Annotated in this window: 19 protein-coding genes; 14 read left to right on the forward strand and 5 right to left on the reverse strand. The window is 64.7% G+C overall.

The genetic code is table 11. The annotated features are described in order from the left end of the window. Positions 1-46: 46 nt before the first annotated feature. Positions 47-1,711, reverse strand: a complete 1,665-nt coding sequence (locus tag M2395_RS04510; RefSeq protein WP_077934207.1) for a SulP family inorganic anion transporter — start codon at positions 1,709-1,711, stop codon at positions 47-49. A 346-nt stretch (positions 1,712-2,057) separates the two neighbouring features. Between M2395_RS04510 and M2395_RS04515 the strand changes: the two genes are divergently transcribed. From M2395_RS04515 to M2395_RS04550, 8 genes are all read left to right on the forward strand, one after another. After that, positions 2,058-3,107 (forward strand): YCF48-related protein, encoded by a 1,050-nt coding sequence (locus M2395_RS04515; RefSeq protein ID WP_011061562.1) that lies wholly within the window; start codon positions 2,058-2,060, stop codon positions 3,105-3,107. Positions 3,108-3,139: 32 nt separating this feature from the next. After that, positions 3,140-5,515: an RND family transporter gene (locus M2395_RS04520; RefSeq protein ID WP_011061561.1), complete on the forward strand. Its 2,376-nt coding sequence runs from the start codon at positions 3,140-3,142 to the stop codon at positions 5,513-5,515. Between the two features lie 214 nt (positions 5,516-5,729). Further along, the gene (locus M2395_RS04525; RefSeq protein ID WP_015635805.1) at positions 5,730-6,023 is read left to right on the forward strand and encodes a DUF5629 family protein; all 294 of its coding nucleotides are present in this window, start codon (positions 5,730-5,732) and stop codon (positions 6,021-6,023) included. Next, entirely contained in the window at positions 6,010-7,188 is a 1,179-nt protein-coding gene (locus M2395_RS04530; RefSeq protein ID WP_019094608.1) for a lactonase family protein, read from the forward strand. The genes M2395_RS04525 and M2395_RS04530 overlap by 14 nt, the downstream gene beginning before the upstream one ends. A 155-nt stretch (positions 7,189-7,343) precedes the next feature. Next, on the forward strand, positions 7,344-7,523 hold the full coding sequence (locus tag M2395_RS04535; protein WP_015635803.1) for a hypothetical protein: 180 nt from the start codon (positions 7,344-7,346) through the stop codon (positions 7,521-7,523). 196 nt (positions 7,524-7,719) lie between these two features. Next, positions 7,720-7,845 (forward strand): hypothetical protein, encoded by a 126-nt coding sequence (locus M2395_RS04540; RefSeq protein ID WP_015635802.1) that lies wholly within the window; start codon positions 7,720-7,722, stop codon positions 7,843-7,845. Positions 7,846-7,957: 112 nt separating this feature from the next. Further along, on the forward strand, positions 7,958-8,137 hold the full coding sequence (locus M2395_RS04545) for a hypothetical protein (protein WP_123430689.1): 180 nt from the start codon (positions 7,958-7,960) through the stop codon (positions 8,135-8,137). Further along, on the forward strand, positions 8,134-8,394 hold the full coding sequence (locus M2395_RS04550) for a hypothetical protein (protein WP_041118453.1): 261 nt from the start codon (positions 8,134-8,136) through the stop codon (positions 8,392-8,394). The genes M2395_RS04545 and M2395_RS04550 overlap by 4 nt, the downstream gene beginning before the upstream one ends. Positions 8,395-8,455: 61 nt before the next feature. Here M2395_RS04550 and M2395_RS04555 read toward each other — a convergent pair whose 3' ends face one another. Further along, positions 8,456-11,554 carry an efflux RND transporter permease subunit gene (locus M2395_RS04555; RefSeq protein ID WP_019095826.1) on the reverse strand — a complete coding sequence of 1,033 codons (3,099 nt, stop codon included), beginning with the start codon at positions 11,552-11,554 and terminating at the stop codon, positions 8,456-8,458. A 9-nt stretch (positions 11,555-11,563) separates the two neighbouring features. Continuing rightward, positions 11,564-12,718, reverse strand: a complete 1,155-nt coding sequence (locus M2395_RS04560; protein WP_011061553.1) for an efflux RND transporter periplasmic adaptor subunit — start codon at positions 12,716-12,718, stop codon at positions 11,564-11,566. A 202-nt stretch (positions 12,719-12,920) separates the two neighbouring features. Here M2395_RS04560 and M2395_RS04565 point away from each other — a divergent pair, with 202 nt between their 5' ends. From M2395_RS04565 to nudC, 5 genes are all read left to right on the forward strand, one after another. Beyond that, complete coding sequence (locus M2395_RS04565) at positions 12,921-13,622, forward strand: response regulator transcription factor (RefSeq protein WP_011061552.1); 702 nt, start codon at positions 12,921-12,923, stop codon at positions 13,620-13,622. A 4-nt stretch (positions 13,623-13,626) separates the two neighbouring features. Beyond that, entirely contained in the window at positions 13,627-14,931 is a 1,305-nt protein-coding gene (locus M2395_RS04570) for an ATP-binding protein (RefSeq protein ID WP_011061551.1), read from the forward strand. Positions 14,932-15,207: 276 nt separating this feature from the next. Continuing rightward, the gene (locus tag M2395_RS04575; protein WP_015635798.1) at positions 15,208-15,984 is read left to right on the forward strand and encodes a class I SAM-dependent methyltransferase; all 777 of its coding nucleotides are present in this window, start codon (positions 15,208-15,210) and stop codon (positions 15,982-15,984) included. 204 nt (positions 15,985-16,188) lie between these two features. Next, on the forward strand, positions 16,189-17,001 hold the full coding sequence (locus M2395_RS04580) for a crotonase/enoyl-CoA hydratase family protein (RefSeq protein ID WP_015635797.1): 813 nt from the start codon (positions 16,189-16,191) through the stop codon (positions 16,999-17,001). Positions 17,002-17,007: 6 nt separating this feature from the next. Continuing rightward, positions 17,008-17,838 (forward strand): NAD(+) diphosphatase, encoded by an 831-nt coding sequence (nudC, locus tag M2395_RS04585; protein ID WP_011061549.1) that lies wholly within the window; start codon positions 17,008-17,010, stop codon positions 17,836-17,838. Here nudC and M2395_RS04590 read toward each other — a convergent pair. Together M2395_RS04590 and M2395_RS04595 are read right to left on the reverse strand one after the other, a co-directional pair. Next, positions 17,806-18,585, reverse strand: a complete 780-nt coding sequence (locus M2395_RS04590; protein ID WP_011061548.1) for a TSUP family transporter — start codon at positions 18,583-18,585, stop codon at positions 17,806-17,808. The genes nudC and M2395_RS04590 overlap by 33 nt on opposite strands. Positions 18,586-18,873: 288 nt before the next feature. After that, positions 18,874-20,109, reverse strand: coding sequence for an acyl-CoA dehydrogenase family protein (locus M2395_RS04595; RefSeq protein WP_011061547.1), 1,236 nt, complete (start codon positions 20,107-20,109; stop codon positions 18,874-18,876). Positions 20,110-20,443: 334 nt separating this feature from the next. Between M2395_RS04595 and sfnG the strand changes: the two genes are divergently transcribed. Next, positions 20,444-21,538 (forward strand): dimethylsulfone monooxygenase SfnG, encoded by a 1,095-nt coding sequence (gene sfnG, locus M2395_RS04600; RefSeq protein ID WP_077934204.1) that lies wholly within the window; start codon positions 20,444-20,446, stop codon positions 21,536-21,538. The last annotated feature ends 191 nt before the right edge of the window (positions 21,539-21,729 follow it).

The raw sequence follows: 21,729 nt of genomic DNA on the forward strand, positions 1-21,729 counted from the left end.
CAAGCCTTGTACCGCCCTCGGCATCCCTTCGCTGGCAAGCCAGCTCCTACGCGAGCGGTGGTGGTGGGGAGGCAGGGGGGATTTGGCTCTGTAGCGCTTCGCTCAAGTCGCGGTGATAGTTCTGCGCGCCTATGGCGTGCAGGATGCCGACCCGCTCCAGCTTGCCGTGCACCTTGAGGTTGGCTTCGCACAGCTTCACCACAATCGCGCGCTTGTGCAGCTGGCCTATCACTTCTTCCAGGGTCTGCAGCCCGGTGATGTCCATGAACGGCACATGCTTGAGGCGGATGATCAGCACCTGCGGGTCGCTGTGGGTCTGGGCCAGGGCCCGTTCGAAGGTCTCCGCGGCGCCAAAGAACAACGGCCCTTCGATGGTGTAGATCAGCACGCCCGGTGGCAGGTGCTGCTGGCCACTGTGGTGCAGTTCCTGCTGCAGATCCTGTTCCACCACTTGTTGCACCTCCACCGAGGAGGCCATGCGCCGCAGAAAATGCAGCATGGCCAGGACCACGCCGATGTTCACCGCGATCACCAGGTCGCTGAACACGGTCAGCACAAAGGTGCACAGCAGGATCGCCACATCGGCCCGGGGGGCCCGTTGCAGCATGCGCTTGAAGTGGTGCAGCTCGCTCATGTTGTAGGCCACCACGAACAGGATCGCCGCCAGGGCGCACAGCGGAATGTTCGCTGCCAGCGGCGCCAGGAACAGGATGATCAGCAGCAGCACCAGGGCATGGACGATACCCGCCAGCGGGCTGCTGCCGCCGTTGCGGATATTGGTGGCGGTACGGGCAATGGCGCCGGTGGCGGCGAAACCGCCGAACAGCGGGGTGACCAGGTTGGCGATGCCCTGGCCCATCAGTTCCTGGTTGGAGTCATGGCGGGTGCCAGCCATGCCATCGGCCACCACCGCCGACAGCAGCGATTCGATGGCCCCGAGCATGGCGATGGCGAAGGCCGGGCCGATCAGGTCCAGGACCTGCGGCAGGCTGACCTCTGGAAACTGCAACGCCGGCAAGCCCTGGGGAATGCCACCGAAGGCACTGCCAATGGTGGCCACGCCCTGGAACTGGAACAGCGACTGCAAGGCCGTGGCCAGGGTCATGGCCAGCAGGGGGGCCGGCAAACGCTTGAGCTGGGGGATGCGCGGCACCCATAGCAGCAGCGCCAGGCTCAGCAGGGCCAGCAGGGTGGTGGTCAGGTGCAGTTGGGGCAGGGCTTGCAGCAGGTGCCAGAGTTTCTGATGAAAGTGCTCGCCGCTGACCGCGGGCAGGCCGAAGAAATCCTTCCACTGGCTGACCCAGATGATTACCCCGATACCGGCGGTGAAGCCCAGGATCACCGGGTCCGGGATGAACTTGATCAGGGCGCCCAGGCGGCTGATGCCCAGCAGGAACAGGATCAACCCGGCCATCAGGGTCGCCAGTTGCAGGCCGCCGACCCCGTATTGGGCGGTGACCCCGGCAAGGATCACGATAAAGGCCCCGGTGGGCCCGGCGATCTGCACCCGGCTGCCGCCGAACAGCGACACCAGCAGGCCGCCGACGATGGCGGTGTAGATACCCTGTTCGGGCTTGACCCCGGAGGCGATGGCGAAGGCCATGGCCAGGGGCAGCGCCACCACTGCGACAATCACCCCGGACACCAGGTTGCGGCCCCAGTGTGCACGTCCCAGCAATCCGGCTTTCCACGCCTCGCGTATGGCAATCATGGCTCTGTCCTGAAGTCTGTCCGGCTCATCATAGCCCCGGCCGGGGAGTGTCGGCCCCTGTCCTGGATCAGGCTTTGTCCCACTGTCGCGCAGACGCGGCCTAGACACATCCATCAGTCTTGCGAATGGCCGATCATGCAGGGTTTCGGCAGGGGCTGATGGTTAACAAAAGATAACGTGGCGTCGATTGTCAGACCTTTCCAAAGCCCGATAGGATAGCCCGCAGCCGAAGGGGCTCTAGATTGCAGTTTCCAGGACGATCGTCATGATCGCCCAGGCCTGCGCAGCCCCCTCAAGGCGCCCTGAGAGGTTGAATGACCTGACAATAATAATGGGGGAATGGTCTATGAGTGAGCCTGTCATGGGTGTGGTTGTTGGCCGCCCGCCGGCGCTGCGCACGTTCGCACTGTTGGCTACAGCGCTCTCGCTGTTGGGCGTCGTGACGCTGTCGACGCCAGTCCTGGCCGCTGCCACTGCAGCGGATTCTGTCTATTCCATCGAATCGCCCAAGGCGGCGAAAAGCCTGATGCTCGATGTGGTCCACGCCGGCAAGCGCCTGGTGGCGGTGGGCGATCGCGGGCACATTCTCTATTCCGACGACCAGGGCCAGACCTGGGTCCAGGCCAAGGTGCCGACCCGGCAACTGCTGACGGCGGTGTACTTCGTCGATGATAAGCGCGGCTGGGCGGTGGGCCACGATGCCCAGGTCCTGGCCAGCAGCGACGGCGGTGCCACCTGGACCCGGCAGTTCCAGGACCTCAAGCGCGAGGCACCCTTGCTCGATGTATGGTTCAAGGACACCCAGACCGGCTACGCCGTGGGCGCCTACGGGGCCCTGCTGGAAACCAGCGATGGCGGCCAGCATTGGGAGGACGTCAGCGACCGTCTGGACAACGAGGACCAGTTCCACCTCAACGCCATTGCCCAGGTCAAGGATTCCGGGCTGTTCATTGTCGGCGAGCAGGGCAGCATGTTCCGCTCCGCCGATGACGGGCAGACCTGGGAGCGCCTCGAAGGCCCCTATGAAGGCTCGTTGTTCGGCGTGATCGGCACCGGCCAGCCGGCCACTCTGCTGGTCTATGGCCTGCGCGGCAATCTCTACCGCTCCACGGATTTTGGCAGCACCTGGGAACAGGTGGAGTTGAACGCCGCCCGTGGCGCCCTGGAGTTCGGCCTGTCGGGGGCGACCCTGCTGGACGATGGCTCGCTGGTGATCGTCGGCAACGGCGGCAGCGTGATCCGCAGCACCGACCACGGCCAGACCTTCAGCGTATTCAACCGTGCGGACCGCATCTCGCTGTCGGCGGTCACCGCTGCCGGCAACGGCGACCTGATCCTGGCCGGGCAGGGCGGTGTACGGGTTTCTGCAGCAACGGGCGCTGAACTCGGCCAATAAGCCGGGCACATAATAAGAAGGTGGGGAATTCCATGAGCAGTCATCACCAGGACAAGGCGAACTTTCTTGAGCGCCTGATTTTCAATAACCGCCCGGCAGTGATCTTCATCTGCTTGCTGGTCAGCGCTTTCCTGTTCTGGCAGGCGACCCTGATCCGGCCGTCCACCAGCTTCGAGAAGATGATCCCGCTCAAGCACCCGTTCATCGAGCGGATGATGGAGCACCGCAACGACCTGGCGAACCTGGGCAACACCGTGCGCATCTCGGTGGAGGCCCGCGACGGCGACATCTTCACCAAGGACTACATGGAAACCCTGCGGCAGATCAACGACGAGGTGTTCTACATCTCCGGCGTCGATCGCTCCGGGCTCAAGTCGCTGTGGAGCCCCAGCGTGCGCTGGACCGAAGTGACCGAAGAGGGCTTCGCCGGCGGCGAGGTGATTCCCCAGAGCTACAACGGTTCGGCCGACAGCCTCGAACAGTTGCGCAACAACGTGCTCAAGTCCGGCCAGGTCGGGCGCCTGGTGGCCAACGACTTCAAGTCCAGCATCGTCGATATCCCGCTGCTGGAGTCCTACCCGGACCCGCAGGACCAGGGCAAGCTGCTGGCCCTGGACTACCAGAAATTCTCCCACCAGCTGGAAGAGAAGATCCGCGACAAGTTCGAGGCGCAGAACCCCAATGTGAAGATCCACATCGTCGGCTTCGCCAAGAAGGTCGGCGACCTGATCGACGGCCTGATCATGGTGGTGATGTTCTTCGGCGTGGCCTTCATCATCACCCTGGTGCTGCTGTACTGGTTCACCTGGTGCATCCGCAGCACCATCGCGGTGTTGATCACCACCCTGGTGGCGGTGGTCTGGCAATTGGGCCTGATGCACGCCTTCGGCTTCGGCCTGGACCCGTATTCGATGCTGGTGCCGTTCCTGATCTTCGCCATCGGCATTTCCCACGGGGTGCAGAAGATCAACGGCATCGCCTTGCAGTCCAGTGATGCCGACAATGCCCTGACCGCGGCGCGGCGCACCTTCCGCCAGCTGTTCCTGCCGGGGATGATCGCGATCCTCGCCGACGCCGTGGGCTTCATCACCTTGCTGATCATCGATATCGGGGTGATCCGCGAGCTGGCCATCGGTGCCTCCATCGGTGTGGCGGTGATCGTGTTCACCAACCTGATCCTGCTGCCGGTGGCGATTTCCTACGTCGGCATCAGCAAGCGCGCCATCGAGCGCAGCAAGAAGGACGCTTCCCGCGAGCATCCGTTCTGGCGCCTGCTGTCCAATTTCGCCAGCCCCAAAGTCGCGCCGATTTCCATCGCCCTGGCCCTGGTGGCCTTTGCCGGCGGCCTCTGGTACAGCCAGAACCTGAAGATCGGCGACCTCGACCAGGGCGCCCCGGAGTTGCGTCCCGATTCGCGCTACAACAAGGACAACAACTTCATCATCAGCAACTACTCCACCAGTTCCGACGTGCTGGTGGTGATGGTCAAGACCGCGGCCGAAGGCTGCTCGCGCTATGAGGCCATGGCGCCCATCGACGAGTTGATGTGGAAGATGCAGAACACCGAGGGCGTGCAGTCGGCGATTTCCCTGGTGACCGTCTCCAAGCAGATGATCAAGGGCATGAACGAGGGCAACCTGAAGTGGGAAACCCTGTCGCGCAACCCTGACGTACTGAACAACTCCATTGCCCGGGCCGACGGCCTGTACAACAACAACTGCTCCCTGGCGCCAGTGCTGGTGTTCCTCAACGACCACAAGGCCGCGACCCTGGATCGCGCGGTGCATGCGGTGCAGGAGTTCGCCACGCAGCACAACAAGGACGGCCTGGAGTTCATTCTCGCTGCCGGCAACGCCGGGATCGAGGCCGCGACCAACGAGGTGATCAAGGAGTCCGAGCTGACCATCCTGATCCTGGTCTACATCTGCGTGGCCGGCATGTGCATGATCACCTTCCGCTCCTGGGCGGCGACCCTGTGCATCGTCCTGCCACTGGTGCTGACGTCGGTGCTGGGCAACGCGCTGATGGCCTTCATGGGCATCGGGGTCAAGGTGGCGACCCTGCCGGTGGTGGCGCTGGGGGTGGGCATCGGCGTGGACTACGGCATCTATATCTACAGCCGCCTGGAGAGCTTCCTGCGGGCCGGCCTGCCGCTGCAGGAGGCCTACTACCAGACCCTGCGCTCCACCGGCAAGGCCGTGCTGTTCACCGGCCTGTGCCTGGCCATCGGCGTGTGCACCTGGATCTTCTCAGCCATCAAGTTCCAGGCCGACATGGGCCTGATGCTGACCTTCATGCTGCTGTGGAACATGTTCGGTGCCCTGTGGCTGCTGCCGGCCCTGGCGCGGTTCCTGATCAAGCCGGAGAAGCTGGCGGGGCAGAAGGGTAACTCGCTGTTCGCCCACTGATCCCGTTGCATGAGTACTCAGCCGCACCCTCGGGTGCGGCTTTTTCATGCCTGGTGTTCCGAGGGGAAAGCGGGTGGTGCTGAAGAACCGGGCGGCCCCGGCAGTGCCTGTCGGAGGGTGTATCCGGGGCAGTCGCTTGCGCGGCGCAATGCTGGCCCAACCCGGCAGCGCCAATCAGCTATCATTGCGCCTTTCCATCTGATGACTGATCGCTATGACCGCTGCTACCGACACCTTGCTCTGCGCCCTTGAAGCCTGCGACATGCTGGAAATCGACGGCCTGCACGCCTTCGATTTCACCCTCGACGAGCAGCGCCTGCTGATCGAGTGCATGGACGGCCGCGCGGCCAAGCGCTGGAGCTTTACCCTGGCCCAGGTCCAGGCCGCGACCTTCGACCAGGACTTGCAGAGCTGGACCCTGGCAGGCGACTCCGGTGAGCACCGCCTGGTGTGCATGAGCGCGTTCAGTGCCCGCGACGAAGAGGAAGGTGAACATGAAGATGCGTAATTTCTGGCCCCTGCTGATGGCCGGCAGTGTCGGTGCCATGGCGGTCCAGGCCGCGCCGGCCACCGAAACCCATGAGCTGCTGGTAGGGTCCTATACCCAGGGCCAGAGCCAGGGTCTGTACCGCCTGCAATTCAATGAGCGCACCGGGCAGATCGACCCCAAGCCGCTGCAGGTGGTGAAGAGCTCCAACCCGTCCTGGCTGACCTTGTCCAAGGACCTCAAGTTCGTCTTCGCGGTGAATGAGAACAGCCCGGGGCAGGCCGACCCCATCGGTCGTGTCAGCAGCTACAGCCTTGCGCCGAAAACCCATCAACTGAGCCTGATCAACCAGGTGCAGAGCCAGGGTAACGAGCCCACCCATTCCAGCCTGAGTGCCGACGGCAACTACCTGTTCGTCAGCAACTATTCGGTGGATGTGGATCCGGGCGGCAGCCTGGCGGTGGTGCCGGTCAGCGATGACGGTCATCTGTCGCCGGTGGTGCAGCTCACCAGTCATCCGGCCAGCCGGGTCGACCCCGAGCGCCAACAATCGGCCCACGTGCATTCGTCGGTGCCGTCCCCGGACGGCAAGTTCCTGTTCGCCAACGACCTGGGTGCGGACAAGATCTTCGTCTATCGCTATGACCCCAAGGCCAATGCGGAACACCCGCTGAGCCCGGCCGACCCGGCCTTCGTCCAGCTGCCGCCGGGCAGTGGCCCGCGGCACCTGCTGTTCAGCGCCGATGGCAAGCATGCCTACCTGACCATGGAAATGAGCGCTCAACTGGCAGTTTTCGACTACCAGGACGGCAAGCTGACTCAGCGTCAGATGCTCGACCTGGCGGCCAACGGCTCCAAGGAGAAAAAGGCCGCCGCGGCCTTGCACGCTTCCAAGGACGGCCAGTACCTGTATGTCAGCAACCGGGGCACCGCCAACCAGTTGCTGGTGTTTGCCATCGACCCGGCCAATGGCCAGCTCAAGGAAATCCAGCGGCGTTCGGTGGAAGGCGATCACCCACGGGAGTTCAGCCTCGACCCGAGCAACCGCTATGTGCTGATCGGCAACCAGAAAAGCAACGAGATCGTGGTGATCGAGCGCGACGCCAAGACCGGTTTCCTGGGCAAGACCGTGCAGAAACTGCCGTTCGATTCCCCCAGCGATATCAAATTCCTGGTGCGTCAATAGACCGCAGGCCCCGGCGTCCGGGGCCTGACTCCTTCTATTAACGACGCTGATAATGGCTACTGCCGCAAAGAATTTTTTCCCGCCAACCCTCGGGAGTAAGTTTGCTTCACGGCCCACACGGGCAAGCAAGCCAACTGAATACGAGGGTTATACCGATGAACTTCAATCTCTTCTCCGTGATCGCAGCCTCCGCCATTTCCGCCACCGTGGCACTGCCTGCCAGCGCCAGCGTGGAAATCAGCCAGAAGAAATCCAGCACCAACACCTACACCCAGAAGTACCTGCAACAAAGCGCCAACTTCTACGCCGCCCTGGATCACAAAGCCCAGCAATGAGCGCTCCGGATCACCCCGCAAGCAGCAAACCCAAGGTATGCAGGAGCGAAGTCACTGAAGCAGTGATGTCGCTCCTGCATCACCTGTTTGCGACTTATTCTTCCCGCCAGGCAAATTTTGCTTGGTAGTGTCATATAGCCATGTGTTTAAATTTGACGCTGAATTATTGACTCTTTCCCGAGCAAGGATCGATAGCATGGTGATGCGTCTGACCGTGGTTCTGCTGTTGCTCTACTCCACCCCCATCCTGTCCTCTGCCCAGCCTGTCGAAGGCGAGCCGGAGACTTCCCGCGAGCGTCTGACCAGCCTGTTGCAGGACTGAGACGCGAGTTTAAAGTATCAAGAAAATTGATGATGGCTATGGATATAAACGTCTTTTTACTGGCGTTTGATTGATAGATCCTCTGGGCACGAAAACGCCTCAGGAGATCACCATGGCCCGTTCGATCCTCAGTTCTGCCAAGTACGGCGCCTACCTGGCGCTGGGGCTTTATCTGCTTCTGATGCTCTGGGCCAGCCTGGCTGCGGGCCTGCCGAGCGCTGCGTTGATTGATTCCGGCGCGGCAAGCGGCCAGAGCCCGGTACTCCATGCCGAAGCGGGGAGACGGCCATGAAAGGGCGCCGTCTGATGATCACCGCCTTCCTCGCGTTCTTCACCAATGGCACCAGCCTGCTGGGGCTGGGCCAGGGCTCGGCCGGAGCATTGGCGCGGGCCATCGAATGCAATCACCAGATCGCCCATCACAGCCAGGCGGCCAAGGCTCCGGCGCTGCTGGCGGGCAATCCACCGGGCAAATCCGCTGCGGCCTTTCCCGGGCCTTTCGCCCTGGATTGCCCACAGGCACGGGTATGCCCGGCCATGGCGGCCTGAGACGAGAAGAGGGGGGGCAAGAGAAGAAGGGGCCCCGGAACCGGGACCCCATGCAGCGATGTCAGTCCTTGGACGAACCGCGTTTCACCAGTTTCATCACCACCACGAAGAACACCGGCACGAAGATCACTGCCAGGGTTGCGGTGATCATGCCGCCGATCACCCCGGTACCGATCGCCTGCTGGCTGGCGGAGCTGGCGCCGGTGGCGATGGCCAGGGGCACCACGCCGAGGATGAACGCCAGCGAGGTCATGACGATGGGGCGCAGGCGCAGGCGTGCAGCCTGCACCGTGGCATCGATCAGATCATGGCCTTCGTCGTACAGGCTCTTGGCGAACTCGATGATCAGGATCGCGTTCTTCGCCGACAGGCCGATGATGGTGATCAGGCCGACCTTGAAGAACACGTCGTTGGGCATGCCGCGCAGGCTCACCGCCAGCACTGCGCCCAGTACCCCCAGGGGCACCACCAGCAGCACCGAGGTGGGAATCGACCAGCTCTCGTAGAGCGCCGCCAGGCACAGGAACACGATCAGCAGCGACAGGCCCAGCAGCATCGGCGCCTGGCTGCCGGACAGCCGTTCCTGGAGTGACAGGCCGGTCCATTCCAGGCCCAGCCCGGTGGGCAACTGCGCCACCAGCCGTTCGATTTCCTGCATGGCTTCACCGGTACTGTGGCCAGGGGCCGGCTCGCCGGAGACGGCAATGGCCGGGTAGCCGTTGTAGCGGGTCAGTTGAGCCGGGCCCAGGCTCCAGCTGGCGCGGACGAAGGCCGACAGCGGCACCATCTTGCCGGCGCTGTTGCGCACGTTCAGGCGCAGCAAGTCTTCGACCTGGCTGCGCTGGTCGCCTTCGGCCTGGATCACCACCCGCTGCATCCGCCCCTGGTTGGGGAAGTCGTTGACGTAGGACGACCCCAGGGCGGTGGACAGCAGGCTGCCGATATCGGCAAAGGACACGCCCAGGGCGTTGGCCTGCTTGCGGTCGACCTCCAGTTGCACCTGCGGCGCTTCGGCCAGGGCACTTTCCCGGACGTTGGCCAGGATCGGGCTCTTTTCCGTGGCCTTGAGCAGCTCGTCCCGGGCCTGCATCAGGGCCGCGTGGCCGACGCCGCCACGGTCCTGCAGGCGGAACTCAAAGCCGCTGGAGGTGCCCAGGCCATCGATCGGCGGCGGCAGCACGGCGTACACCACGGCATCCTTGATCGCGCCGAGGGCGGCGTTGGCGCGGTCGGCGATGGACATCGCCGAATCCTCGCTGCCCCGTTGCGACCAGTCCTTGAGCGTGGTGAAGGCCAGCGCGGCGTTCTGCCCGTTACCCGAGAAGCTGAAGCCGAGAATGATGGTGCTGTCGCCGACTCCCGGTTCGCTGGCGTTGTGCGCTTCGATCTGCTCCACCACCTTGATCGTGCGGTTCTGGCTGGCACCAGGTGGCAGCTGGATGTCGGTGATGGTGTAGCCCTGGTCCTCCACTGGCAGGAAGGAGGAGGGCAGGCGGCTGAACAGCAGCGCCATGATCGCCAGCAGCGCCAGGTAGATCAGCAGGTAGCGGCCGGTACGCTTGAGGGCATAGGTCACGCCGCCCTGATAGCTGTCGCTCAGGCGTTCGAAGCGCCGGTTGAACCAGCCGAAGAACCCCGTGCGTTCATGGTGTTCGCCCGCCGCAATGGGCTTGAGCAGGGTGGCGCACAGGGCCGGGGTCAGGGTCAGGGCGAGGAACGCCGAGAACAGGATCGAGGTGGCCATGGACAGCGAGAACTGCTGGTAGATCACCCCCACCGAGCCGGGCATGAAGGCCATGGGGATGAACACCGCCACCAGCACCAGGGTGATGCCGATGATGGCCCCGGTGATCTGCTGCATCGCCTTGCGCGTGGCTTCCTTGGGCGACAGGCCTTCGGTGGCCATGATCCGCTCGACGTTCTCCACCACCACGATGGCATCGTCCACCAGGATGCCGATGGCCAGCACCATGCCGAACATGGTCAGCACGTTGATCGAGAACCCCAGGGCCAGCATGGTGGCGAAGGTGCCCATCAGGGCCACGGGCACCACCAGGGTGGGGATCAGGGTGTAGCGGATGTTCTGCAGGAACAGGAACATCACCAGGAACACCAGCACCATGGCTTCGGCCAGGGTGTAGAGCACCTTGGTGATCGAGACCTTGACGAAGGGCGAGGTGTCGTAGGGGATCTTGTATTCCACGCCGGCCGGGAAATAGCGCGACAGCTCGTCCATCTTGGCGCGGATCAGGGTCGCGGTATTCAACGCGTTGGCCCCGGGGGACAACTGCACGCCCACCGCGGTGGACGGCTTGCCGTTCAGGCGGGTGCCGTATTGGTATTCCTGGCTGCCGACTTCCACCCGGGCCACATCGCCGATGCGTACCGTGGAGCCGTCGGGGTTGGCCCGCAGGACGATATCGGCAAACTCTTCAGGGCTGGAAAGCTGGCCCTTGACCAGGATGGTCGCGGTGATTTCCTGGCTGGCAGGGTTGGGCAGGTCGCCGATGCTGCCGGCCGGAACCTGGGCGTTCTGCGCCGCCACCGCGGCGTTGACGTCGGCCGGGGTCAGGTTGAAACCGATCAGTTTCTGCGGGTCGAGCCAGATCCGCATGGCCCGCTCGGCACCGTACAACTGGGCCTTGCCGACGCCATCGAGGCGGCGGATCTCGTTCATCACGTTGCGCGCCAGGTAGTCGCTGAGGGCGACATCGTTCAGGCGGCCGTCACTGGAGGTCAGGGTGATCAGCAAGAGGAAGCCGGCGGAGACTTTCTCCACCTGCAGGCCCTGCTGGGTTACCGCCTGGGGCAGGCGCGGTTCCACCGCCTTGAGACGGTTCTGCACGTCCACCTGGGCCAGTTCCGGGTTGGTACCCGGCTGGAAGGTGGCGGTGATGGTGGCGCTGCCGAGGCTGCTCTGGGACGAGAAGTACAGCAGGTGGTCGGCACCATTGAGCTCCTGCTCGATCAGGCTGACCACCGATTCGTCCAGGGTCTGCGCCGAGGCGCCCGGGTAGGCGGCGTAGATCTCGATCTGCGGCGGGGCCACGGTGGGGTATTGCGCCACCGGCAGTTGGGGGATCGCCAGGGCGCCGGCCAACAGGATGAAGAAGGCGACCACCCAGGCGAATACCGGGCGGTCAATAAAGAATTGCGGCATGTGTACTACCTACTGGCCAGGGTTCTGGACGTGCGCAAGGGGGCTGGCGTCGATTTCCACCGGCTCGCCGGGGCGGGCGTGTTGCAGGCCTTCGACAATCACCCGGTCACCGGGCTTGAGGCCCTCGGTGACGATCCAGCGATCGTTCTGCACTCCACCCAGTTGCACCGGGTGCTGCACCACGTTGTTTTGCGCATCCACCAGCAGCACCTGGGCGATGCCGGCGCTGTCGCGCTGGATGGCCCGCTGCGGCACGCTGATGCCTTGCTGGTTGACCGCCTGTTCCAGGCGCACGCGCACGAAACTGCCGGGCAGCAGGTCGAGGTCCGGGTTGGGGAACTCGCTGCGCAGGATGATCTGCCCGGTACTCGGGTCAACGCTGATATCGGCGAACAACAGCTTGCCCGGCAGCGGGTAGAGGCTGCCGTCGTCCTGGATCAGGGTCGCCTTGGCCTGGTCCTTGCCCACCTGCTGCAACTGGCCGGCGCGGAAGGCCCGGCGCAGGTCGTTGAGTTCACGGGTGGACTGGGTCAGGTCGGCGTGGATCGGGTCCAGTTGCTGGATCAGCGCCAGCGGCGTGGTCTCGTTCTGGCCCACCAGGGCGCCTTCGGTGACCAGGGCGCGGCCGACCCGGCCGGAAATCGGCGCGGTGACGGTGGCATAGCCGAGGTTGAGCTTGGCCCGCTGCACCGCGGCCTGGTTGGCGGCGACGTCGGCGCTGGCCTGGCGTGCCGCAGCCCGGGCATTGTCGTATTCCTGGCCGCTGATGGCCTGGTCGGCGACCAGCTTGGAATAGCGCTGCTCCTGCAACTGCGCCTGGAAGGCGGTGGCCTCGGCCTTGCGCAGGCTGGCCTGGGCGCTGTCCAGGTCAGCCTTGAACGGGGCCGGGTCGATGCGGAACAAGACCTCGCCCTGCTTGACGTCGGAGCCTTCGCGGAAGGTCCGTTGCAGCACCACCCCGGCCACCCGGGCGCGGACTTCGGCGATCCGTGGCGCGGCGATGCGCCCGCTCAGTTCGCTGGTGATGGACAGGGCCTGGCTCTGTACGGTTTCGATCCGTACCTTGGCCGGTGGCGGCGTCTGCTCGCCTTCGGTCTTGCCACACGCGCTCAGCGCCGCTGCCAGAACGACCAGGCAGAATGGCGCAAAGAGTTTATTCGACATGCTGATACCCCAATAATGACCTCGGCATGCTAAGGGCATGGGTCAAGGCCCGCTGTGAAGCTGTGTAGGTGCTGTGTGAAAAAGTGTGAAGCCTGCGCACCGGTGCGGCCAGGGTTGTATATCCTTGGCGCCTTGCTGGTTTTGCCCGGTGCCTTATAAAGAACGCCGGTATTCTGTATTTCTTCAATAAAGATCGCTCTCCATGCCCAATATTCTTCTTGTCGAAGACGACACCGCGCTGTCCGAACTGATCGCCAGCTACCTGGAACGCAATGGCTATCAGGTCAGCGTGATCAGCCGTGGTGACCAGGTGCGGGAGCGGGCCAAGGCCAGCCCGCCGGACCTGGTGATCCTCGACCTGATGCTGCCGGGCCTGGATGGCCTGCAAGTCTGCCGCCTGTTGCGCGCCGACTCGGCGACCCTGCCGATCCTGATGCTGACCGCGCGGGATGATAGCCATGATCAGGTGCTGGGTCTGGAAATGGGCGCCGACGACTATGTGACAAAACCTTGCGAACCGCGAGTGCTACTGGCCCGGGTCCGTACTTTGTTGCGCCGCAGCAGCCTCAGCGAGCCGCAGAGCGCCAGCGACCAGATCCTCATGGGCAACCTGTGCATCGACCTGTCGGAGCGCACCGTGACCTGGCGCGAGCAGTTGGTGGAGCTGTCCAGCGGCGAGTACAACCTGCTGGTGGTGCTGGCCCGGCATGCCGGTGAAGTGCTGAGCCGCGACCAGATCCTGCAGCGCCTGCGGGGCATCGAGTTCAACGGCACCGATCGTTCGGTGGACGTGGCGATCTCCAAGCTGCGGCGCAAGTTCGACGATCACGCCGGCGAGGCGCGCAAGATCAAGACCGTGTGGGGCAAGGGTTACCTGTTCAGCCGTTCCGAGTGGGAATGCTGATTCCATGCTGCGCATCCTGGTCCGTCTGTACCTGATCACCATCATTGCCTTCAGCGCCGCGATCTACCTGATCCCGGACCTGGTGATCAAGGTTTTCCACGAGCGTTTCCTGGACTACAACCTGGACCAGTCCCGGGGCCTGCAGAGCCTGATCGTCAAGCAGTTCCGCGCCTTGCCGGCGCAGCAGTGGCCGACCCTGGTCAAGGAGATGGACGAGGAGTTCCACCCGCTGCAGGTGGCCCTGGTGCGCATCGACGACCCGGATTTCAGCGATTACGAGCGCGAGCGCCTGCAACGCGGCGAGAAAGTGGTGCGCCTGGGCGATTGGGGCTGGCGCACCCTGGCGGTGTCGCCGCTGGATGAACAACTGGCGGTGAAGCTGGTGGTGCCGCCGGACCCGCTGGACGTCAACCTGCTGTACTGGAGTATCAATGTCCTGATCGTCGCCGTGCTGCTGGCCTGCCTGCTGCTCTGGGTGCGCCCGCACTGGCGTGACCTGGAGCGCCTCAAGCGCACCGCCGAACGCTTCGGCAAGGGCCATCTGGGCGAGCGCACCCAGCTGCCCGCCAGTTCCAACATCGGCAGCCTGGCCAATGTCTTCGACACCATGGCCGGGGATATCGAAAAACTCCTGAACCAGCAGCGTGACCTGCTCAACGCGGTGTCCCACGAACTGCGCACGCCCCTGACCCGGCTGGATTTCGGCCTGGCCCTGGCGCTCTCCGACGATTTGCCGGCGGCCAGCCGCGAGCGCCTGCAAGGGCTGGTGGCGCACATTCGCGAACTGGATGAACTGGTACTTGAGCTGCTGTCCTACAGCCGCCTGCAGAACCCGGCGTGCCTGCCGGAGCAGATCGAGGTGTCCCTGGACGAGTTCATCGACAGCATCCTGGGCAGTGTCGACGATGAGCTGGAGTCGGATATCGTCATCGACGTCCTGCTGCACGGTGCCCTGGAACGTTTCACTCTGGATCCGCGGCTGACCGCCCGGGCCTTGCAGAACCTGCTGCGCAATGCCACCCGTTATTGCGAGAAGCGCATCCAGGTGGGGGTGCTGGTCAGTGACGACGGCTGCGAGATCTGGGTCGACGATGACGGCATCGGCATTCCCGACGACGAGCGCGAGCGGGTGTTCGAGCCGTTCTACCGCCTGGACCGCAGCCGCGACCGCGCCACCGGCGGCTTCGGCCTGGGCCTGGCCATCAGCCGCCGGGCCCTGGAAGCCCAGGACGGCACCCTGACCGTGGAAGCCTCGCCCCTGGGCGGCGCGCGTTTTCGCCTGAGCCTGCCGCCCCCGCCCAGGGCCTGAATCCGTAGGAGCCGGCTTGCCGGTGAAAGGGCCGCAGAGCCCAGCGCTTGTCTCAAGGCCGCCTACCAGGCGGTGCGGCGCGGATTCGTTGGAGGAGCCGGCTTGGCGGCGAAGAGGCCCCTGAGCCGAGCGCCCCTGCGGATAACGCCTTCGCTGGCAAGCCAGCTCCTGTAGCCTGCTCCTGCAACGGGGGTGCAACTGACAGGAGTTTCATGCTGTCTGTTGTCGGGCACGGTTTATCCTGTTCGTACTCACCCGCAATGAGGAGGTTCATCCATGAACGATCAGGCGATTCATCATGCTGCGGCCGACGGCTACCAACAGGCCGCCGATACCTATGTGCGGGGCCGGCCGGACTATCCGCCAGCCCTTGAGCCCTGGCTGCGGGAGACGCTGGGCCTCGGGCCGGGCAGGGTGGTGGTGGACCTGGGCGCGGGCACCGGCAAGTTCACCGGCCGCTTGCTGGCCACGGGGGCCCAGGTGATCGCGGTGGAGCCGGTCGAGCAAATGCGCGCCAGGCTGGCGGCGGCCCAGCCCGAGGCCCAGGTACTGGAGGGCAGCGCCGAGGCGCTGCCGCTCAAGGATGCCTCGGTGGATGTGCTGGTCTGTGCCCAGGCCTTTCACTGGTTTGCCCACCGCGCGGCACTGGAGGAAATCCATCGCGTGCTCAAGCCCGGCGGCAAGCTGGCCCTGGTGTGGAACCTGCGGGATGCCCGGGTGCCCTGGGTGGCGCGCCTGGACGCCATCGTCAATGCCTTGCAGGCCGATACCCCGCGCTATTACACCGGTGCCTGGCGCCAGGCCTTTCCCCACCCGGGTTTCGGGCCTCTGCAGGAACAGCATTTCACCCAGGGCCACAGCGGCACGCCGGAGGACGTGATCTTCAACCGTGTGCGCTCCACCAGCTTCATCGCCGCCTTGCCCCAGGCCGAACGCGAGGCCGTGGACCGGCAGATCGCCGCCCTGATCGACAGCGAGCCGCAGCTGCGGGGCAAGGCCCAGGTCACCGTGCCTTACACGACCGCCGCTTTCTATTGCACCCGGCAAGGCTGAGCTCATCGCCCCCATGTAGGCGCTGGCTTGTCAGCGAAGGCGTTATCCGGACGGGGGCCCGGCTCAGGGGCCTCTTCGTCGGCAAGGCGGCGCCTGCAGGGGCGGTGGCCAGTCCCGCTTTTGGCCGATGCGCTGCCTTACGGCCCGCCGCCGGCCCTTGCTATAGTTCGGCCCTCATTTTCTGCCCAGTAAAGGATCACTGCCATGTCCGAATACCAAGCCTTTCGCGTCGAACTTGCTGACAACATCGCCCATGTGCAGATCAACCGCCCGGAAAAGATCAACGCCATGAACGCCGCGTTCTGGAGCGAGATCGTCGAGATCTTCCGCTGGATCGACGACACCGACGCAGTGCGCGTGGTGGTGCTCAGCGGTGCCGGCAAGCATTTTTCTTCGGGCATCGACCTGATGATGCTGGCCGGGGTGGCCAACGAACTGGGCAAGGATGTGGGCCGCAACGCGCGCCTGCTGCGGCGCAAGATCTTCCAGCTGCAGGCCTCGTTCAACGCCGTGGACAACTGCCGCAAGCCGGTGCTGGCGGCGATCCAGGGCTATTGCCTGGGGGGCGCCATCGACCTGATCAGCGCCTGCGACATGCGTTACGCCGCGGACGATGCGCAATTCTCGATCAAGGAAATCGATATCGGCATGGCTGCGGATGTCGGCACACTGCAACGTTTGCCACGTATCATCGGCGACGGCATCCTGCGCGAGCTGGCCTACACTGGGCGCACCTTCGGTGCCGAGGAAGCACGCAGCATTGGCCTGGTCAACCGGACCTACAGCGATGCCGCAAGCCTGCTGGACGGGGTCATGGGAATTGCCCGGGAGATCGCCGCCAAGTCGCCGATCGCGGTCAGCGGCACCAAGGAAATGCTCAGCTACATGCGTGACCACCGTATTGATGACGGCCTGGAATATGTCGCCACCTGGAACGCTGCCATGTTGCAGTCCAACGACTTGCGCGTGGCCATCGCCGCCCACATGAGCAAACAGAAACCCGAATTTCTGGATTGATTGACGATGATTGAACGCTGGACCACCGCAGTACTCGACACCGACCTTCCCGGCGGCTGGGCCGTGGCCCGCGGCCCGGACGGCTTTCTCTATGACGACAACGGCGCGCTGTTCCCCCGGCACTGGCTCAAGGGCCAGGACCTGCCGCTGCTGGCGGAACACGGCATCGGCCATCTCGATGGCGAGCCGGTGTACCTGCTGGAACTGAGCGCCCGGGCCGAAGTGCCGGGCTGCGGCTGGAAAGGCCTGCGGGCCTTCATGCTGGAGGGCGATCACACCCTGTACAAGGTCCTGGGCTATGCCGCGCAGATCGGCACCTGGGCCCGGGAGCACCGGTACTGCGGCAGTTGCGGGCGGCCCATGGCCCAGGTGCCGGGGGAGCGGGCGATGTATTGCCAGCCTTGCGACCTGCGCAGCTACCCGCGCATTTCACCGAGCATGATCGTGCTGATCACCCGCGGTGACGAAATCCTCCTGGCTCGTTCGCCGCGCTTCGTCACCGGGGTCTACAGCACCCTGGCAGGCTTTGCCGAGCCGGGCGAGTCGGCGGAGGACTGCCTGATTCGCGAGGTACGCGAAGAGGTGAGCATCGAAGTCAGGAACATCCAGTACGTGGGCAGCCAATGCTGGCCGTTCCCCCATTCGATGATGCTGGGCTTTCACGCCGAATACGCCGGCGGCGAGATCATTCCCCAGGAAGACGAGATCGAGGACGCCCAGTGGTTCAGCGTCCATGCGCTACCGCCGTTGCCGGCCTCGCGCTCGATTGCCCGCTACCTGATCGATCTCTATGTGGCGCGCCGCCTAGGCCACGCTGAACCAGTGCTGCCAGGCTAGGCGCACGGTCAGCCCGAGGACCACGGTGATGAACACCGGGCGAATGAACTTGGCACCACCGCTGATGGCGGTGCGTGCGCCGAAGAAGGCCCCGACCATCACCGACAGGCCCATGCACAGGCCGATGATCCAGTCCACCTGCCCGGAAAACACGAACACCGACAGCGCCGCGATGTTGCTGACGAAGTTCATGCTGCGGGCCACGCCGCTGGCCTTGACCAGGTCGATGGGGTAGAGCAGCAGGCTGCTCACGGTCCAGAACGCCCCGGTGCCGGGGCCGGCCACGCCGTCATAGAAGCCCAGGCTGAAGCCCTGGCTCGATTGCCACTTCTTCTTGATCGGTGCGTCGCTGTCCAGTGGCGCTTTGGGCGTGCCGCCGAACAGCAGGTACAGGCCGCAGGCGAAGACGATCACCGGCAGCATCTTGTTCAGCCATTCCGCCGGCAGGTAGTGAGCGACGATGGCCCCGGTCAGGGCGCCCACCAGGGTGCCGACAATGGCGTGGGTCCATTGCCTGGGGTGGAACAGCTTGCGCCGATAGAAGGTGAAGCTGGCGGTGGCCGAGCCGAAGGTCGAGCTGAGTTTGTTGGTGCCCAGCACCAGGTGCGGCGGCAGGCCGGCGGTGAGCAGGGCCGGGGTGGTGAGCAGGCCGCCGCCGCCGGCAATGGCGTCGATGAAACCGGCAATGAAGGCCACGAGGGCGAGAATGGCGAGGGTGGTCAGGTCTACGCTGAGTTCGAAGGGCATGGGGTCGGCTTATTTCGGCGAGAAGCGCAAAGGGGGCTGCGCGAAAGTCCGCCATATTACCTGCAACCCAGCCCGCCGCGCGACCGCCTCGACCTTGGTCGGATGCCTCTCCCTGAACCGAGCGCCCGCCTGGATAACGCCTTCGCTGGCAAGCCAGCTCCTACGGGGCGGTGCGCCGAGATTTCGCTGCAGGAGCCGGCTTGGCGGCGAAGAGGCCGCTGGGCCGAGCGCTCGCCTGGATGACGCCTCCGCTGGCAGGCCAGCTCCTACGGGGGGCGGTGCCTGAGGTCAGCGCTGGGGCCCGTTGCCAATCTGCCAGACAAAGGGTGGCTCGCTGCCGTTGATCTTCCAGTCGCCGACGATCCGCGCCTTGTAGATCACCGGGTTGTGCGAAGACACGGTGCGCGCATTGCGCCAGTGCCGGTCCAGGGCCTTGCCCTGGCGAATGTCCGAAGCCCCCAGGGCATTGAACAGCTCGCTGGTGGCGCGCTGGACCAGTTCGGTGACCACCACCTGGGCCGTGGCCGATTCGATTTCCGCCGCCACATTGGCCGCGCGCTCCTGGGCCGGATCCCCGGCAAAGCGCGCCAGGTAGGCCTGTTGCGCAGGGGCTGCAGCACGCAGGGCGGCGGCTTCGGCGGCATACACCAGGGCCGCGATCTCGCCCACCACCTGCTGCACCTGGGCATCGGCGCTGGCCTGGGGCGCGTTGCCGTGGCTGTAGATGCGCTTGCGCACCCGCACTTCGTGGGCCACATCACGTAGCGCCGCGCGGCCGATGCCGGCCAGGGTCGCCAGCAGCACCAACTGGTAGAAAGCAGTCTGGTATTTGAAGCGGGTTGCGAAGTCGATGATGTTCTCGGCGTCCACTTCAGCGTCCTGGAAGCGCGAGGTGCCGCTGCCGGTGGTGCGCTGGCCGAAGCCGTCCCAATCGTCGCTCTGCTCGATGCCCGGCTGGCGGGTGCGCACCGCGGCAATCACGTCGCCGCCGGTGTCCGTGCGCTGGGCGTAGACATCGATCCAGTCGGAGAAAATGCTCCCGGTGCTGTAGAACTTTTCGCCGTTGAGGCGCCATTTTTCGCCATCCGGAGAGACTTTGGTGATGACCTGGCCGATGTCCACGGCGCCGATTTCGGTCCAGGCGCAGCCGACGATATCGCCTTCGACAAAGCGCTTGAACCACAGGTCCCGGCCCGGTCCGGGCGTGGCATTGAGCCGATCCTCGACAAAGGCAAAGTGCCCGCGCAGGGCCTGGGGCACGTTGGCGTCGGCCTCGGCCAGCTCGATCAGCAGCTGGAACAGCTGGGGCAGGGAAGCGCCGCCACCGCCATATTCCAGCGGCACCCGTACCGCGCCGAATCCGGATTCCTTGAGCCACTGGATGGGCTCGTAGGGCAGTTTGCGTTGCTGTTCCCGTTCCACCGCGCCACTGGCGATGCGCTGGAAGATCGGGCGAAAGCCTGCGGCCAGGGTCTCGTAGTCGACCCCCACGGACAGCGGATTGATTACCTGGTGTTCAGTCATGGTGTAGCTCCTGGGTTCGGCAGAAAAAAGCGCTGCAGGGTCCAGGCCGATTGCACACACCATGCCGAAGCCGCAAACGCCGGTTTGCCGGGGCAAGGGCTCCCGCAGAGCGCCTGCAACTGTTGCTCCGCCAACAGTTCATCAACAAAACAGCCCGTTTCCAGGGTTGGCCGGCCCCGCGCCGCCGCAGGCAGCGAGCCTCAGCCATTGCTCGGGAGAAGGCGTGCTTGAGGCTCCACACGGCGTCTGGCGGCCTACGCGCCGAGGGCTTCCAGGCCCTGGCACGCTTGCTGCTCTGCTCCGAGGTACTTTCCCAAGTCCCGAGGACCGAACCATGAGTCAGCAAGCCGTGAAATTTGCCTACTGGGTGCCCAACGTCAGCGGTGGGCTGGTGGTCAGCAAGATCGAGCAACGCACCCATTGGGGCATCGACTACAACCGCAAGCTGGCGCAGATCGCCGAGCAGGCCGGCTTCGAATACGCCCTGACCCAGATCCGCTTCACCGCCGGCTATGGCGCCGAGTACCAGCACGAGTCGGTGGCCTTCAGCCACGCACTGCTGGCGGCCACCGACAAGCTCAAGGTGATTGCGGCGATCCTGCCCGGGCCCTGGCAGCCGGCCCTGGCGGCCAAGCAACTGGCGACCATCGACCAACTGACCAATGGCCGTATTGCGGTGAACATCGTCAGCGGTTGGTTCAAGGGTGAGTTCCAGGCCATTGGCGAGCATTGGCTGGAGCACGACGAGCGCTATCGCCGGTCCGAGGAATTCATTCGCTGCCTGCGCGGGGTCTGGAGCCAGGATGCCTTCACCTTCAGGGGCGATTTCTATCGCTTCGACCACTACAGCCTCAAGCCCAAGCCCCTGGGCCAGCCGGAGATCTTCCAGGGCGGCAGCTCGCGGGCTGCCCGGGACATGGCGGCCCGGGTTTCGGACTGGTACTTCACCAACGGCAACAGTGTCGAGGGGATCAAGGCCCAGGTCGATGACATCCGCGCCAAGGCCGCGGCCAACCAGCACTCGGTGAAGATCGGAGTGAACGCCTTCGTGATCGCCCGGGACACCGAAGAGGAGGCGCGGGCGGTGTTGCAGCAAATCATCGATCAGGCCGACCCGGAGGCGGTGAAAGCCTTCGGTGACGCCGCCCGGCAGGCCGGCAAGGCGTCCCCCGAAGGCGAGGGCAACTGGGCCAAGTCGAGTTTCGAGGACCTGGTGCAGTACAACGACGGGTTCAAGACCAACCTGATCGGCACGCCACAGCAGATTGCCCAGCGCATCGTGGAGTTGAAGGCGGTGGGTGTGGACCTGGTACTGGCCGGGTTCCTGCATTTCCAGGAAGAGGTGGAGTATTTCGGCCAGCGCGTGCTGCCCCTGGTACGCGAGCTGGAGGCCCGGGCGCGGTCCAAGGAACAGGAAGCCGCCGCCTGAAGCCGCCCCTTGCCGACGAATGGGCCTAGGAGCCTTGTGCCGGGCTTGAGGGCGCTTTCGCTGGCAAGCCAGCTCCTACGGGGGCAGAGGAGGTGTGTTTTTTCGTAGGAGCCGGCTTGCCGGCGAACGGGCCTCGGAGCCTTGTGCCGGGCTAGAGGGCGCTTTCGCTGGCAAGCCAGCTCCTACGGGGG

Source organism: Pseudomonas sp. BIGb0176, from assembly GCF_024810175.1.
GTDB lineage: Bacteria > Pseudomonadota > Gammaproteobacteria > Pseudomonadales > Pseudomonadaceae > Aquipseudomonas > Aquipseudomonas protegens.

Bases quoted from the DNA above. Each gene is read 5' to 3' on its own strand.
- M2395_RS04550 (WP_041118453.1), top strand. From the start codon at position 8,134: ATGAAAGGGCGCCGTCTGATGATCACCGCCTTCCTCGCGTTCTTCACC.
- M2395_RS04555 (WP_019095826.1), bottom strand. From the start codon at position 11,554: ATGCCGCAATTCTTTATTGACCGCCCGGTATTCGCCTGGGTGGTCGCC.
- M2395_RS04515 (WP_011061562.1), top strand. From the start codon at position 2,058: ATGAGTGAGCCTGTCATGGGTGTGGTTGTTGGCCGCCCGCCGGCGCTG.
- M2395_RS04540 (WP_015635802.1), top strand. From the start codon at position 7,720: ATGGTGATGCGTCTGACCGTGGTTCTGCTGTTGCTCTACTCCACCCCC.
- M2395_RS04520 (WP_011061561.1), top strand. From the start codon at position 3,140: ATGAGCAGTCATCACCAGGACAAGGCGAACTTTCTTGAGCGCCTGATT.
- M2395_RS04560 (WP_011061553.1), bottom strand. From the start codon at position 12,718: ATGTCGAATAAACTCTTTGCGCCATTCTGCCTGGTCGTTCTGGCAGCG.
- M2395_RS04590 (WP_011061548.1), bottom strand. From the start codon at position 18,585: ATGCCCTTCGAACTCAGCGTAGACCTGACCACCCTCGCCATTCTCGCC.
- M2395_RS04575 (WP_015635798.1), top strand. From the start codon at position 15,208: ATGAACGATCAGGCGATTCATCATGCTGCGGCCGACGGCTACCAACAG.
- sfnG (WP_077934204.1), top strand. From the start codon at position 20,444: ATGAGTCAGCAAGCCGTGAAATTTGCCTACTGGGTGCCCAACGTCAGC.
- M2395_RS04510 (WP_077934207.1), bottom strand. From the start codon at position 1,711: ATGATTGCCATACGCGAGGCGTGGAAAGCCGGATTGCTGGGACGTGCA.
- M2395_RS04545 (WP_123430689.1), top strand. From the start codon at position 7,958: ATGGCCCGTTCGATCCTCAGTTCTGCCAAGTACGGCGCCTACCTGGCG.
- M2395_RS04535 (WP_015635803.1), top strand. From the start codon at position 7,344: ATGAACTTCAATCTCTTCTCCGTGATCGCAGCCTCCGCCATTTCCGCC.
- M2395_RS04595 (WP_011061547.1), bottom strand. From the start codon at position 20,109: ATGACTGAACACCAGGTAATCAATCCGCTGTCCGTGGGGGTCGACTAC.
- M2395_RS04570 (WP_011061551.1), top strand. From the start codon at position 13,627: ATGCTGCGCATCCTGGTCCGTCTGTACCTGATCACCATCATTGCCTTC.
- M2395_RS04525 (WP_015635805.1), top strand. From the start codon at position 5,730: ATGACCGCTGCTACCGACACCTTGCTCTGCGCCCTTGAAGCCTGCGAC.
- M2395_RS04580 (WP_015635797.1), top strand. From the start codon at position 16,189: ATGTCCGAATACCAAGCCTTTCGCGTCGAACTTGCTGACAACATCGCC.
- M2395_RS04530 (WP_019094608.1), top strand. From the start codon at position 6,010: ATGAAGATGCGTAATTTCTGGCCCCTGCTGATGGCCGGCAGTGTCGGT.
- M2395_RS04565 (WP_011061552.1), top strand. From the start codon at position 12,921: ATGCCCAATATTCTTCTTGTCGAAGACGACACCGCGCTGTCCGAACTG.
- nudC (WP_011061549.1), top strand. From the start codon at position 17,008: ATGATTGAACGCTGGACCACCGCAGTACTCGACACCGACCTTCCCGGC.